Origin of the sequence: Bifidobacterium primatium (assembly GCF_002802875.1) — a bacterium.
In the GTDB taxonomy this organism is placed as follows: Bacteria; Actinomycetota; Actinomycetes; order Actinomycetales; family Bifidobacteriaceae; genus Galliscardovia; species Galliscardovia primatium.
In genome coordinates, this window is record NZ_PEBI01000001.1 from 213,750 (window position 1) to 228,806 (window position 15,057).

General features: G+C 64.7%; 11 protein-coding genes, 1 pseudogene and 1 riboswitch. Of the genes and pseudogenes, 3 read left to right on the plus strand and 9 right to left on the minus strand.

The window, feature by feature from the left end; all coding sequences use genetic code 11:
* Positions 1–134 precede the first annotated feature (134 nt).
* The 5 genes from CS006_RS10875 to ribD form a co-directional block, all read right to left on the minus strand.
* Positions 135–587: a hypothetical protein gene (locus CS006_RS10875; RefSeq protein WP_243386562.1), complete on the minus strand. Its 453-nt coding sequence runs from the start codon at positions 585–587 to the stop codon at positions 135–137.
* Positions 588–748: 161 nt separating this feature from the next.
* Positions 749–1,252 carry a 6,7-dimethyl-8-ribityllumazine synthase gene (ribH, locus tag CS006_RS00825; RefSeq protein ID WP_100509908.1) on the minus strand — a complete coding sequence of 168 codons (504 nt, stop codon included), beginning with the start codon at positions 1,250–1,252 and terminating at the stop codon, positions 749–751.
* A gap of 1 nt (position 1,253) precedes the next feature.
* Positions 1,254–2,537: a bifunctional 3,4-dihydroxy-2-butanone-4-phosphate synthase/GTP cyclohydrolase II gene (locus CS006_RS00830; protein ID WP_100509909.1), complete on the minus strand. Its 1,284-nt coding sequence runs from the start codon at positions 2,535–2,537 to the stop codon at positions 1,254–1,256.
* 17 nt (positions 2,538–2,554) lie between these two features.
* Entirely contained in the window at positions 2,555–3,244 is a 690-nt protein-coding gene (locus CS006_RS00835) for a riboflavin synthase (protein WP_100509910.1), read from the minus strand.
* Positions 3,225–4,442 (minus strand): bifunctional diaminohydroxyphosphoribosylaminopyrimidine deaminase/5-amino-6-(5-phosphoribosylamino)uracil reductase RibD, encoded by a 1,218-nt coding sequence (ribD, locus tag CS006_RS00840; protein WP_100509911.1) that lies wholly within the window; start codon positions 4,440–4,442, stop codon positions 3,225–3,227. The genes CS006_RS00835 and ribD overlap by 20 nt, the downstream gene beginning before the upstream one ends.
* A 247-nt stretch (positions 4,443–4,689) precedes the next feature.
* Positions 4,690–4,873, minus strand: a riboswitch (FMN riboswitch).
* 810 nt (positions 4,874–5,683) lie between these two features.
* Between ribD and CS006_RS11070 the strand changes: the two genes are divergently transcribed.
* Positions 5,684–6,988 carry a DHA2 family efflux MFS transporter permease subunit gene (locus tag CS006_RS11070; protein WP_239512291.1) on the plus strand — a complete coding sequence of 435 codons (1,305 nt, stop codon included), beginning with the start codon at positions 5,684–5,686 and terminating at the stop codon, positions 6,986–6,988.
* Between the two features lie 83 nt (positions 6,989–7,071).
* Here CS006_RS11070 and CS006_RS00850 read toward each other — a convergent pair.
* Both CS006_RS00850 and CS006_RS00855 read right to left on the minus strand, forming a co-directional pair.
* Positions 7,072–8,625, minus strand: a pseudogene (locus CS006_RS00850) (DEAD/DEAH box helicase); the annotation flags it as partial.
* Between the two features lie 160 nt (positions 8,626–8,785).
* A complete protein-coding gene (locus tag CS006_RS00855) occupies positions 8,786–9,730 on the minus strand; it encodes an LAPAL motif-containing putative phage structural protein (RefSeq protein ID WP_100509912.1) in 945 nt (314 codons plus the stop codon).
* A gap of 131 nt (positions 9,731–9,861) precedes the next feature.
* Here CS006_RS00855 and CS006_RS00860 point away from each other — a divergent pair, with 131 nt between their 5' ends.
* Positions 9,862–12,042, plus strand: a complete 2,181-nt coding sequence (locus CS006_RS00860; protein WP_100509913.1) for a GmrSD restriction endonuclease domain-containing protein — start codon at positions 9,862–9,864, stop codon at positions 12,040–12,042.
* Between the two features lie 157 nt (positions 12,043–12,199).
* On the opposite strand, the gene CS006_RS11020 is transcribed toward CS006_RS00860, so the two are convergent.
* Complete coding sequence (locus CS006_RS11020) at positions 12,200–12,325, minus strand: hypothetical protein (protein WP_263863963.1); 126 nt, start codon at positions 12,323–12,325, stop codon at positions 12,200–12,202.
* Between the two features lie 235 nt (positions 12,326–12,560).
* The gene (locus tag CS006_RS00865) at positions 12,561–13,463 is read right to left on the minus strand and encodes an EamA family transporter (protein ID WP_163200097.1); all 903 of its coding nucleotides are present in this window, start codon (positions 13,461–13,463) and stop codon (positions 12,561–12,563) included.
* A 225-nt stretch (positions 13,464–13,688) separates the two neighbouring features.
* Here CS006_RS00865 and CS006_RS00870 point away from each other — a divergent pair, with 225 nt between their 5' ends.
* Positions 13,689–15,032, plus strand: a complete 1,344-nt coding sequence (locus CS006_RS00870; RefSeq protein ID WP_100509915.1) for a hypothetical protein — start codon at positions 13,689–13,691, stop codon at positions 15,030–15,032.
* Positions 15,033–15,057 lie beyond the last annotated feature (25 nt).

The window sequence follows — 15,057 nt, forward strand, 5'->3', positions numbered from 1 at the left end:
AATCCCGAAATTCTCGATTTATGGTGCCAAATGGCCGTTTTTCGGCGGAAAAACGACCATTTGGCACCGTAAATTATCGAAACGGGTTTTGTGCCGGATTACGGCTCGCCAGCGGCGAGCATGTGAACAAACGGTCAGCGGCCGAGCAGGCCGGAGATCTGGCCGACGATGTCGACGGGCAGGCCCACCTGTTCGGCGATGGCGCCCAGGTCGACCCCGCCCGCAGCATCGCTCACGGCCTGGCCGACGCCTTCGGCGAGGCCGGCGCCCTGCTCCTGAATCATGCCGGCGACGTCGGCGATCTGGTCGGCGGGGATGTTCTCCGTGGCCAGTGTCTGCAGTTCGCCCAGCTGGTCGGCGTTCAGCGTGTCGCCGACGACGTTCTGGATTTCGCCGAGCTGGTCGGCGTTGAAATGCTCGCCGATCACGGCCGGCAGGTCGGCAATCGAACCGAGGTCGAATGTCTGGCCGCCGAGCGCGTCGCCGATGGCGCCCTGCACTCCGTTGGCGGCGTCGCCGAGCACGTTGCCGGCCGCATCGCCGAGCACTCCGGAGGCAAGGTCGCGAATGCTATCGAACAATCCCATGATGTTTCCCTTCTATGAACGGCGAACCGGCCGCCCATCCGTTCCTCCACTGTAACGGATGGGCGGCCGGTTCGCCGAGAGATGATGCGGATGGCCCGCGACGGGAATCACGCGCCGATACGCATCCTGCGCCGTCGGACAATCACAATCCCCTCGGGCGATCACTCGCCGGCGTCGATGGCGCGCAGCACGTTGATCATCTCGATGGCGCCGAGCGCGCAGTCGAAGCCCTTGTTGCCGGCCTTGGTGCCGGCGCGTTCGATGGCCTGCTCGATGTTCTCGGTGGTGATGACGCCGAACAGCACCGGGGTGTCGGTGCCGAGCGACACCTGCGCGATGCCCTTGGCGGTCTCGTTGCACACGAGGTCGTAGTGGGAGGTGCTGCCGCGGATGATGGCGCCGAGGCAGATCACGGCGTCGTAGCGGCCGGTGGCGGTCATGCGCTTGGCGGCGATGGGGATCTCGAACGAGCCGGGCACCCACGCCACGTCGATGTTCGCGTCGTCGACGCCGTGGCGGCGCAGGCCGTCCTGCGCGCCGGAGAGCAGCTTCGAGGTGATGAACTCGTTGAATCGGGCGACGACGATGCCCACACGAATCGGCTTGGCGGCGTCGGTTCCGGCCGGCGTGGCGCCGGCGACGAGCTGTCCTTCGAATACGGTCATGTCAGTTCTCCTTTGCGGTGTTGGCGAGGGCGCCGAGCAGGTGCCCCATGCGGTGTTGTTTGGTGGAAAGATAGTTCGCGTCGTATTCGTTCGGCGCGATGATCAGCGGCACGCGGGCGTCGATGGTGATGCCGGCGGCTTCAAGCTGACTGATCTTGTCGGGGTTGTTGGTCATGAGGTCGATGGAGCCGATGCCGAGGTCGTCGAGGATCGCGGCGGCGGTCTCGTATTCGCGGGCGTCGGCGGGGAATCCGAGCTCGAGGTTGGCGTCGAGCGTGTCGAATCCCTGTTCCTGCAGCTCATACGTACGCAGCTTGTTGAGCAGCCCGATGCCACGCCCCTCCTGGCTGAGGTAGAGCAGCGCGCCTCGGCCGCGTTCGGCGATGCGGTGCATGGCCTCGTGCAGCTGGGGACCGCAGTCGCAGCGTTCGGAGCCGAACACGTCGCCGGTCAGGCACTGCGAATGGATGCGGCAGAGCACCGGTTCCGCGACCGTGCCGGCACCGCCCGATGCGGCGGCGAGGATGTCGTCGCCCATGACCAGTGCCACGTGTTCGCCGCCGTCCTCGGATTCGTAGCCGAACATGGTGAAGCGGCCGTGCTCGGTGGGCAGCGTCACCTGCGCCACGCGACGGACCGTGTGCGGGAACTCGTGTTCGCGGCGGTACTGCTGCAGCTGGGCGATGGTGATGTATGTCAGTCCGTGCTCGTCGGCGAACGCCTTGAGGTCGCCGCGTCGCATCATGGTGCCGTCGGCCTTCATCATCTCGCAGCACAGGCCGCACGGCTCGAGTCCGGCGAGGCGGGCCAGGTCCACGGTGGCTTCGGTGTGGCCGTTGCGTTCGAGCACGCCGCCCGGCCGGGCGACCAGCGGGAACATGTGGCCGGGCCTGCGGAAGTCGGCGGGCTTGGCGTCCGGGTCGATGCAGGCCATGGCGGTCACGGAACGGTCGCGGGCGCTGATGCCGGTGGACGTGGTCACATGGTCGATGGAGACGGTGAACGCGGTGTGGTGGTTGTCGGTGTTGTCGGCGCACATGGGCGGCAGGTCGAGACGCCGCGCCAGTTCGGCGGTCATCGGCGTGCAGATGAGGCCGCGGCCGTGCGTGGCCATGAACGCGATGTTCTTCGGCGTGGCGAAGCGTGCCGCGCAGATGAGGTCGCCCTCGTTCTCGCGGCCCTCGTCGTCGGCCACGACGACGATGCGGCCGGCGGCGATGTCGCGCACCGCCTGAGCGACGGGGTCGAGCGCGGTGGATTCGGTGCCCTTGTTGATGTCGGTCATGATGGTTTTCCTTTGCTCTAGAACCCGTGTTGGGCGAGGAATGATTCGGTGATGGTCGCGGGATGGGAGCCGCCGCCGGAAGCGGCCGATCCGGCATCGCCGGCCGCCGTGCCGCCGCCCATGCCGAGCAGCCGGGCCACGTATTTGGCGATGGGGTCGGTTTCGAGGTTCACCACGTCTCCGACCTTGCGTTCGGGCAGCACGGTGTTCGCGGCCGTATGCGGGATGATGGCCACGCCGAACGTGCGCTCGTCGGCGAAGGTGACCGTCAGGCTGATGCCCTCGATGGCGATGGATCCCTTTTCGGCGATGAACCGCATGAGCTCGCGCGGCGCGCGAATCGTGTATACGGTGGCGATGCCGTCGGGGCGTATCGATTCGATGACGCCGGTGCCGTCGATGTGGCCGGAGACGATGTGGCCGTCGAACCGTCCGTCGGCCGGCATGGCGCGTTCCACGTCCACACGGCTGCCGCGGCGCAGGCCGCCGAGACTCGAACGGCGCAGCGTCTCGTGCATCACGTCGGCGGTGAACGACGTGCCGTGCAACGCCGTGACGGTGAGGCATACGCCGTTGACGGCGATGCTGTCGCCGATGCGCGTGTGGTCGTCGACCACGACATCCGACGATACGGTGAGCTTGGCGAAATCCGCGCCCTGGACCACCGACTCCACGACGCCGAGGTCCTCAACGATTCCCGTGAACATGGTCTTCCCCCTCTTCGGCACTGTCATCGGCGTCGGACGGCTCGCTGCCGTCGTTGTCGTCGTTGTCGTATCGGACGAGGCCTTCGATGAGCAGGTCGTCGCCCAACGTTTCGACCGTCGTGTTCGTCAGGCGGAAGCAGTCGGCGGGCGTTTCGACGCCGTCGCCGCCGACCGGCGTCGGCGCGCTTGCCCCGCCGAAGATCTTCGGCGCCACATAGGCGTCGATTTTCGTGACGATGCGCGCGCGCAGTGCAGCCCATGCCAGCGACGCGCCGCCTTCGACGATCACGCTGTCGATGCCGCGCGAGCCGAGCACGGTGGCCAACGCGTTCACGTCGACGTGCCCGGCGGCGTCGGCGTCAATGGTGAGCACCTCGCAGCCGGCGTCGGCGTAGGGTTTCGCGGCCGGCTCGTTCCACGGCACGCAGGTGGCGATGATGGTCGGCACGTCGTGCGCGGTGCGCACGAGGGCCGAGTCGAGCGGCGTGCGCAGGCGGCTGTCGCAGACGATGCGGAGGGGATTGTGGCCGGTGGTCTCGCGGCCGTCGCCGGCATCGCCGTCGCCAAGTCGGCAGGTGAGCTGTGGGTCGTCGGCGATCACGGTGCCGACGCCGACCATGATGGCGGCGAACCTGCCGCGGTCCTCGTGCACGCGATGGCGGGCCGCCTCGCCGGTGATCCACCGCGAGGCGCCGGTCCGCGTGGCGATCTTGCCGTCGGCGGTCATGGCGTACTTGAGCAGCACGAACGGTTTGTGGGAAACGATGTAGTGCATGAAGATCTCGTTGAGCGCGTCGCATTCGTCACGCAGCACGTCTTCGGTGACCTCGATGCCGGCCTCGCGCAGCTGGCGGATGCCCTTGCCGGCGACGAGCGGATTCGGGTCGGCCGAGCCGACGACCACGCGCGCGATCCCGGCGTCGATGAGTGCCTGCGAGCACGGCGGCTGCTTGCCCTGATGGCAGCAGGGCTCCAACGTGACGTAGATGGTGGCGCCGCGCACGTCGACACCGTCGCGCTTCGCCGCCTCGAGTGCGGCGCGTTCGGCATGCCATCCGCCGAAGTGATCGTGATGGCCGACGGCGATGATGCGGCCGTCACGTACGATGACCGCACCGACCATGGGGTTGGGATTGACCTTTCCCGCGCCCTTTTTCGCGTGGCTCAGCGCCACGGACATGTAATCCCTATCGTCCACGTCTCCCCTTTCACCGCGATAGAGCATGTCCAGGGTTTCACGTGGCGACGGCGCATTCGTCGGGTCTCGTCGCACATCCGTTGCGATGTTCTCGCCGCCGATAACAAAAATCCCCGAATTCCGTTGGAATTCAGGGCTGCGTTATGACGATGGCGATGGACAGTGCGGATATGCACGAACATATACCGGCCTCGCATCGGCCCAACGGCCGTTCGGCCGCGCCGATGCGTCGACCGTGCCGACGCCGTCGCATTCTTCTTCCATCCAGACTATGACTGTCGGTACCGGAGTCCCACCGGTTCACGAGCGCTTTCGCTCCCACATGTTCAACGCGAACGCCGACGGCCGTTGCCGGCCGGATGGCGGTTCGCACCTGCATGCTCGCGGACTATACCGCCGATCGGGAATTTCACCCTGCCCTGAAGATGCGTGTTCAATTGTCGGTTCCGATTGAAGCGCCCGTCGCCGACAAACGCGACCGCATCACGCCCCAATCTCGAATAGTGGATATCACCATTGTTGATAACACCTTCAATATCGCCGGAATCTCAACGAAAATCCACGTTCGTCAACATTCCTCTAAAACCATATTGTGGCGAATCTCCAAGCGGATATCCGTCGGGCCGCAAACGACGACAAACAGGAACCGAATACCCTGTAATGGTTCCCATTCGTTGGGGAATTTACGACGGATGGGAGCCGGGCTTTCCCTGCGGTTCCCGTTTGTTCGCGGAAACACAACCAACAGGAACCGGACACGTTCCACGGTTCCTCTTCGTTCGTAAAACCACAACGGACAGGAACCGAACGCCCTCCATGGTTCCCGTTCGTTTACGACCCGACAACGAATGGGAACCGAACGCGTTCCACGGTTCCTTTTCGTCGTATGAGGACGGAGCTACGACGATGTTGGTAGTATGTCGGTCGGAGATTTGAATTCTTGCAGGGGCTACGACCGCGCGGATGAACGCGGCCGTCCGTAATCGGCTTGGTTCGGCATCCCGTCCGGCGCACGGCGACCGGCTTCGGCCGCATCCGCCCGCCGGCGCACCACGATGAATGGCTGACAACAACAAGAACACCGAGGGGACACTGTGTCGGAAGAATCACAGCACGCCGCGTCCATGACGGCGGACACGGCATCGACCAAGAACACCACGAACGAAACGCACGGCATGAGCTACATACCCATCGTCATCATGATGGTCGGCAGCTTCACCGCCATCCTCAACCAGACGCTGATGACGTCGGCGCTGCCGCATCTCATGCGCGAATTCGACATCACCAGCAACACGGCGCAATGGCTGAGCACCGGATTCATGCTCACCAACGGCATCATGATCCCGATCACCGCGTTCCTGATCCAGAGGTTCACCACACGGCAGCTGTTCTTCTATGCGATCGGCATGTTCCTGTTCGGCACGGTCGTATGCACGGCGGCGCCCGGATTCGCCGTGTTGCTGCTGGGCCGCATTCTGCAGGCCACTGGCGCGGGCATCCTTATGCCGCTGCTGCAGACGGTGCTGTTCCTTACGTTCCCGCCGGAGAAGCGCGGCACGGCGATGGGCTGGTTCGGCCTGGTGATCGCGTTCGCGCCGGCGCTCGGGCCGACGCTTTCCGGCCTGATCATCGACTTCCTGCCGTGGCGGTTCCTGTTCGTGCCGCTTATCGTCATCGCAGTCGCCGTGCTGGCGGCCGCCGTTCCGACGGTGCGCAACGTCACCAGGCAGACCGACCCGAGCATCGACATCGCGTCGGTCGTTCTGTCGACGATGGGATTCGGCGGTGTGCTGCTGGGATTCAGCCTCGCCGGCCAGGACGGCTGGACGGCGCCGGAGACGCTGGGCTCGATCGCCGTGGGCGCGGTGTCGTTGGCGGCGTTCATTCTTCGGCAGTTGCGCCTGAAGCAGCCGATGCTGAACTTCCGCGTGTTCGCCCGTCCGATGTTCAGCCTGTCGATGGCCGTGGTCGTTCTGGTGTTCGTCACGTTCATCACGTCGATGAACATCCTGCCGATGTTCATCCAGAATTCGCTGGGTATGACGGCCCTGCAGTCCGGCCTGCTGCTCATGGGCGGCGGCGTGGCCGAGGGCGTGTTCAACCCCATCGCCGGACGTCTGTTCGACAAGGTGGGCATCCGGCGTCTTGCCCCGCCGGCCATCGCCGTCGTGGCCGTGGCGGCGTTCGCGCTGTCGCGCATGCACGCGGACACGCCGGCGTGGTATCCGGCCGTGTTCTTCACGTTGATGATGGCCGGTGTGGCGTTCTGCCTCATGCCGCTGACCACCACGGCGCTGAACCAGCTGACCGGCCCGCTCATCCCCCATGGCACGGCGATGAACAACACGCTGCGGCAGACCATGGCCGCCATCGTCATCGCCTTGTATTTCACGGTGATGACGACGAACACGCTGCCCGCATCGGTGGCCGGCTCGGGGGAGGCCGGCCTGGCGCATGGCGTGGATGCGGTGTTCGTCGTCTCGACCGTGGTGTCCTGCGTGGCGTTCGTGCTGTCGCTGTTCGTGCGGGATGGAAGGCGGAAGTAGACGATTACCGCTTCTTGCCGCCGGCCATGCGGAAGGGGGGCGGCCTTCTTGCGATGACGGTGGAATCCACCCGACTTGGCGTTGCCGCCGCGCTGCTGCGAACCGCCGCGCGCGGAGGAGCCGCCGTTCTTGCCGCGTCGGCGTTCCTCGCCGTTGCGCGCCACGGCGCCGCGTTTGCCGCCGCCACGGTTGTCGATGCCGCGCCTTGCGGAATCACGCTTGCCGGAGTCACGACGGGATTCCGATTCATCACGGGATTCGGCGGCAGCCGCTCCCCTGTTCCGAGAGCGTGAACGGCGTCCGGTTCCCGCAGGCTTCTGCGGCGCCGGCTTGGGCAGCTCCCAGCCATTGACGAGCGGGGCATGCTCGCCGACCAGCTCCTCCACCTCGGGCGAGGTGGGCGTGACCTCCACGGAGGCGATGCGCAGGCCGGCGCGGCGCATCATCTGCCGCACCTCCTTCTCCTGACCGGGCAGCACGAGCGTGACCACGTCGCCGGAATGGCCGGCGCGAGCGGTGCGGCCGGAACGATGCAGGAACGACTTGGGGTCGGCCGGCGGCTCGACCTGCACCACGAGCTCCACGCCGCTGATGTCCACGCCGCGCGCGGCCACGTCGGTGGCCACGAGCACGCGTACGTCGCCGTTGCTGAACGCGGCGAGATGGCGGTCGCGCTGGTTCTGCGAAAGATTGCCCTGCAGGTCGACGGCGGGAATGCCGGCCTTCACCAGTTTGGCGGCCATCTTCTTCGCCTGGTACTTGGTGCGGGTGAACAGGATGCGCTTGCCCATGCCCGAGGCCAGCTGGCGCACCAGCTCATGCTTGTTGCCCTGCGTGACGACGAACACGTGATGCGTCATCTCGTCCACATGCGATTCGGCGGAATCCACGGCGTGCACGCGCGCGTTCTTCAGGAAGCGCTTCACCAGCCCGTCTACACCGTGGTCGAGCGTGGCGGAGAACAGCATGTGCTGGCTGTGCGGATCGATCTTGCCCAGCAGTCGGGTCACTGCGGGGAGGAAGCCCATGTCGGCCATCTCGTCGGCCTCGTCGAGCACGGCGATGCGCACGGATTCCAACGACAGCAGGCCCTGGCCAAGCAGGTCCTCGAGACGTCCGGGGCAGGCCACGACGATATCGGCTCCGTTGCGCAACGCCGTCACCTGTCGGCTCTGCTTCACGCCGCCGTAGATGGTGACGGTCGTCAACCCGTAGGCATCGGCCAGCGGACGAATCACCTCGTCGATCTGGTTGACGAGTTCGCGCGTGGGGGCGAGCACCAGGCCGCGCGGATGCGGCAGCCGCGCATCCGACGCGGCTCCCCCGCGGTTACGGATGCGCCTGAAGTCACGCATGGCGGCGGCGCCGGACGAGCGTTCGCCGCCAAGACGGGCGACCAGGGGGATGGAGAACGCAAGCGTCTTGCCCGACCCGGTCTTGCCGCGGCCGAGCAGGTCACGGCCGGCGAGGGAATCGGCCAGGGTATCGGCCTGGATGGGGAACGCCGTGGTCTTGCCGTCGGCGGCGAGCACACGCACCAGCGGCTTCGGCACGCCCAATTCGGCGAACGAGACGGCGGCGGGCGCGTCGTCGTCCGTCTTGCCTCCCATATCATCCATATCGTCCGGATGGTCCATATCATCCGAGCGGTCATCAAAATCGGTCGTCACATCGTCAACGTCGTCAATATCAATATGCTTCGGCACAGCAGCCTTTCAACGGGAATTCAAGCCGGAATCCGCCGGCTTGCAGTGAAAACAAACGTCCATAAGCGTACCGGAGCGTGTGGAGAAGCGGCTACACCATCAGGTCGTCGATGGAGGGCTGGAAGAGCACGGCGTGAGGCTTGCTCACCTTGAGAATCGACCGCTCGCCCAACGTGAGCGTGCCGCCGATCGACGAGCGCTCGGTGTGGACGACCGCGTTGAGCCGGTCGCCGTTCTTGAACGAGATCTCGCCGCGGTCCCATTGCGCGAGGAACCGCCGGTCGGCGATGCGCGCATAGAACTTCTGGTCGCCGTCCTTGAACCGCCATTTGTCGGAGCTGAACTGGATGGTGTCGATCTGCAGCTGACGGGTCTCGATAAGCGGCTTGTGCACCTCGACCAGGTCGTCCACGTCGCGCAGGGCACGGGCCACGCCGGACGGGATGTCCAGCGATCCGCCGGAATCGGGCGCGCAGACCGTCACCATGTCCACGTCGATGCTGGCGAACGAGCCGAACGCGCGGCCGAGGTACTTCGCGAGGCGAATGGATTTCGACGCCACATAGGCCTCATGGTCCACGACGACGGGCGTGGCCTGCTCCGCGAACGTCACCTCCACGCCGTCCTCCGTCATGACCGCACGCTCCGACGAGTTCGGCATCGGGTCCCCGGTGGTGAGCACGCGCGCCTTGAAGATGCCGATGGTCTCGATGAATCCGACGGCGATGTCCGTCACGTCGGTCACATCGGCCATGCCGCGCCCGGACCCGCCACCGGCGTCGGGCGCGGCGGCCCGCGCGATGGCGACCGGCTCGCCGAGCAGCACCAGCGACGCGACGAACGCCCCTCTCCTCGGCCGCATGGAGTCGGCGACGGCGTCGAGGTTCATCAGCGGCAGCACGATGTTGCGGTATTCGCCCACGGCGTCGGTGAATCCGCTGAGCGACGCCGCCAGCGACCTGATGTTCAACGACCGCGAGCGCGCCGCGTTGCCGGAGTATCGCAGTTCGATCGCCGTTCTGGTCTGATGCTCCATGAGTCCGCTCCTTTGTGCCGTATGTTCCATACGATATCTCACGAACACGCGTCGTTCCGGTAATGCATCGCCCGCTGTGCACGCGTTATAGTGGCAGGGATACATCGGCGTAGTTTCACGAAGGGGACGGCATGGCGATCAATGCGAGCGAGAAGCCGCTCGGCAAGGTGTTTTCCACGGATTATCAGTTCGTCATCCCGGCCTTCCAGCGCGCGTATTCGTGGCGGGTCGAGCATATGCTGCAGCTAGTCGACGACCTGCGCGACGCCTCTGAACATCCCGACCATCCGTATTTCCTCGGTTCGCTGATTCTGGTGGGCGACGGCGACCCGAACAACCGGCTGTTCCAGGTGATCGACGGCCAGCAGCGCCTTACGTCGCTGACCATCATCATCGCCATCCTGCGGGCCATGGAGAAGGACCATGATCTGTCCGACAATCTCAATGCGCTGATTCTCGAGGAGGGCAACCGTCTGTTCGGCCGTGCGGCCGAACCGAGGCTGACCCTGCGCGAGCGTGACGCGGAGTTCTTCCGCGACTATGTGCAGGAGGGCAATCTGGAGGGCCTGTTCGATCTTCGCGACACCGACCTGGAGTCGAACGCGCAGCGCAACATCATGCAGAACACGAAGGCGGCGTATGATGCGCTGTCGTCGCTGACCGACGACGAGCGCCGGTATTTCGCCTCGTATCTGGTGAGCAACGTGCTCATGATCATCGTGACGACGAACGACCTGGCCGGCGCGCACCGCATCTTCGATGTGATGAACATGCGAGGCATGCCGCTGACGCCGTCGGATGTGCTTAAGGCGAAGGCGATCTCGGCGATCGACATCGCGGACCGCGACTACTACGGCAGGCGTTGGGACAATGCTGTCGATCCGTTGGGAGACAACGTCGAGACGTTCTTCAACGACCTGCTGCTGGGCATTTCGCCGAAGAAGTCGCACCGCATGATCCTCGACGGCTTCCAGTCGAAGGCATTCGACGCGTATCTGGAGAAGAACACGGCCGTGGAGTTCATCAACAACATCCTCGTGCCGTATGCGACGGCGTGGAACATCCTCGGCCAGCCGCACGCGTATGACCTGCCGCAGGAGGTGTCGGAATGGCTGGTGCGGCTTGACGACTTCCCGACGACGGAATGGAAGTCGGTGGCGATCTGGGCGTTGGTCAACATCGGGCGGGTCGGCGTGCTCGGAGCGAACGGCTCGGCGAGCGCGACGAACGACGCGGATACGGCGGCGACGTCCGCGAGGAACGACGCGGGCGCGAACGCAGGCCCGCAAGGCGGACGGCATTCCGCGCGGCATTCGCGCGTTCCGCAGACCATCACGTTCGAGGAGAAGGACCAGGAGCAGCTGGTGAAGGTGCTGCGCGCGCTGGAACGCGTGACCGGCGTCGACAATCTCGGCAAGGCGTCGTCGTCGCAGCGTCGCCAGCGTGTGGTGCAGATCCTCAAGGACCTCGACCATGGCCGCAAGCTGAAGAAGTCGACCGGGTTCAGCGTGAGCGACGAGGACCGCAAGACCGCTCTGGCCCGTCTGCGCGGCGAGATGCAGATGAACGACACGATGAAGAAGGTGCTGCTGCTGCGCGCCAACGACGTGAGGAACGGCTCGCCCGTGGTCCGTCCTCGCAGCGTCAACGTGGTGCGAATCCTGCCGGAGAGGATCGGCCCGAACTCGTCGTTCGTCACCTGGCCGGAGGCGACGCGCGACCATTGGACGGACCGCATCGGCAACATGGTGCTGTCGGCGGCAAACGAACAGCAGCTGGCCGACGTCGACAGCTTCACGCCGCGTATGGAGCGCATCACCGAGGCTCCCCGTTCCCGTCGGTTCCCGCTGACCGCCGAACTCACATCGGTGACGGGCATGACGCCCGATGTGCTGGAGCGCCGTCAGAACGAGATCGTGCAGCTGCTTGCCGAATACTGGCGGATTCGTTTCGACGCCGACGACGTGGATCTGACGTCGGTGAGCGAGGAGACGCTGTCCCGAGGGGCCCGACGGGTTTCGCAGGGCTCGCGGCGCATCACCATCATGCAGGTGATCGACGCAGGACTGCTCGTCCCCGGCGAGAAGCTGGTGTGGAAACGTCCGCGCCTGGGGCAGGAATGGTATGCCACGGTGACGAACGACGGCAGGCTCGAACTTGAGGACGGTTCCGTGCATGCCACGCCCACGGCGGCGGCGCGTGCGGCCAGCGGCAAGGCGGCGGGGGCCGCGCTCAACGTGTGGAAGCGGGTCTCCAACGGGCAGAAGCTCAGCGACGTATGGCAGACGTATCGTCTGAGCACGCTGAAGTAAATAACGTAAGGAACATAGAAAAGAAGAAACGAAAAAAGAGGAAGATATACGGACGCCGTTGGCCGTATCTCCGATCGATAAGGTCTGGTCCTCGAATCAGAGAAGACCGAATGACTCATGCCAGCCGATGCCTGCGGGCATCATGACCGGCGACGGATCACTTGTCCTCTTCGATCTGACGGGCGACGTAGCGCATGGTCTCGAGCATGTCCTTGTTGACGTAATCCATGCTGGAGAAGCTGGCCATCGCGAGACCCTCCTGGAATGCCTTTGCGAACTTCATGATGAACCTCCTTGATTGGTTTTCCTTGTTGCGATTGTCAATCTAGGAGGCGGGCATTACGGATGCAACGGTTTTCCATTCGTTGCACAATTCCTTCGCGATTATTGTGCGTCAGCGCACATTAGGTCGTTCCAATGGCGGTTTTCCGAAGTGGATTGCGGCTTTTGCCGCTTTTGCAGGCCTTCTGCAAAAGCGGCGCAGAAGGCCGGCAGCCGAAGGAAGGCGATGCGACGGCCTATTTTCTTCCCAGTTCGAGGCGGCTGCGATGCTGCCGCACGAGGTCGACGGAGTATACGGCCAGGGCCAGCCAGATCACGCCGAACGATATGAACCGGTGGGCGGGCACCTGCTCGCCGAGCACGACGATGCCGAGCAGCAGCTGGATGGTGGGCGTGATGTACTGGGTGAAGCTCAGCATGAGGAACGTCGCGTGCTTGACGCCGTACGAGGTGAGCACCAACGGCACGGCGGTGAGCACGCCGCATCCGGCGAGCAGCGCCCACACATGCCATGGGGCGTCGGCGGGCACGCCGAACCTCGGCTGCACGGCCAGGGCGATGAACGCCACCGGCGTGAGCACGCCGGTCTCGAACGTCAGCGATTCGAAGGCGTCGAGCGGCACGAAGCGTTTGATGAGACAGTATCCGCTGTAGCTGAACACCATGGCGAGGGCGAGACCGGGGAACCTGCCGGTGTCGATGACGTAGAGGATGCCGCCGATGAGCGCGATGAGCATGGACGCGATGCCGAGCGCGCTGGTCCTCTCGCGCAGGAGAAGCAGTGCGAGCATCATGTTGACGAGCGGGATGAGGAAGCCGGCGGCGCTGGCCTCGGACGTGTGGCCGATGGAGACGAGATAGATGTAGACGACCCAGTCGATGGTGACGAGCACGGCGGCGAGCACGGACATCCAGAACACGCGACGCGTGCGCCACATGGCCTTCACATGGGCCACGAGCCCGCCCCAGCGGCCGGTGACCAGCATGAACAGCACCATGACCACGGCCGCGGTGACGATGCGGTAGAGCATCACGTTCATGGAGGACACGCTGTCGAGCGCCGCCCAATACAGGGGGAACATGCCGTATACGAGCGCCGACGCGATGGTGGCCGCCACGCCGTGCGGGGTCTGCTTCACTTCTTCAACCGCTTTCTTCACCCCACGATGATACCGCGAGGCCGCGCTCCGGCGGCCGCGGACGGCCTGCCGACGGCAACGCGCGGCGGAGCCGTCCGCACGGCACGGCGACATGCCCCACCGGTGAACAACGGCATAACTCTCGTCGATGCGATGACCCCTCCCCGAGCTTCGGGGGCATAATGCAAGGAGGGAATCATCGTCAACGAAGAGGAAGCCTGCCGTATGAGGACGCTACGGAACCGAACCATCATGTTGATCGTGGCGATGCTGTCGCTGCTCGCCTACACCGTCATCCGCTTCACATGGCTGGTCTCCTCCGGAATCGGCGGACAGATGACCCTCGCCGATATCGTATGGATGCTCGGCCTCATCGTGGTGGTCGCGATCTGCATCTACTACACCGTCAGGAACATCAGACTCCTCAGGCGGGGAGTCACCACGGCACGGGGCATCATATGGATGTTCAACGAGATCCATTCGACGGATTCGGACGGTGACCCGACGACCCGTTTCGAATACACGATCCGGCTCGAACGCGGCGACACCCTCAAATTCGCCGAACTGCCGGTCTACGGCCGCATCGAACGCCTCATGAAGACGCCGGGCACGCATATCATCCTGCGATGGATCGAAGACACCGACATCATCGACCTCATCGAGCCGGACCCCGGGTATCCGCAGCCCAATCCCTATGACGTGGTCGAAGAGCGACGGGGAGACAACGCCAACAGGAGCGCCGGCAGCGGCAACGCCAGCAACAATAGGAACGACGATGCCGACAAGCACTACACCGTCGTACGACGCATGGCGACGTCCCAGGAACACGAATGGCGGACCTCGCATATGTCGTCCATGCCATACGGTGCGACGACCATGCCGTATATGGCGCCGGCGGCGCAGGGGACGGACGGCGGCAACGGCAACGCCGACGACGATGCCGCATGGTACGACGCGAAGCGCCGGTATGCGGTGCTGCTCAATCCGCCGACGATGCTGTTCTTCTTCGGTCTGGTGGCCCTTACCGGATATCAGTTGGGAACGATGTCGCCGTTCGGCGTAGAGCGTGTGATGCAGGATGCGGTGGTGTTCGTCAGCGCGCTGGTCTTCGCGGTCTGGATGATCATCCACATGCTGGTGCAGGGGCCCAGCCTGGCCCACGACGACATATACCGGCACGAACCGCGGCAGGTGCGCTCGCGCCTGCTGCGCCGCAACATCGTACGGCACTGCATCGGCATCGTGGTCTTTCTGGCCATCGGCCTTTCGGGATTGTCCGGCGTGTTCGGCACGTTGCAGCAGGGACCCGTCACGAAGCCGGTGACGTTCAGCAGCTTCGCGCATCATACGGAGACCGATGACGACGACGATGAGACCGAATACGCCGATTTCACGTTCACCGACGCCCTAGGCGAGGAGATCGGCATCAGCGTGGAATCATCCCACGAGGAATACATTCTTCGCCAGACCGGGGAGAGGACCGGACGCGGATTGGTGCTGACCTACTGGGATCTCGGCCACGGCAACTACGCCTACGACCACGCCAGGCCCAACGCCACGACGGAATGAGACCAGCCCAGACAGAACCCGTCCG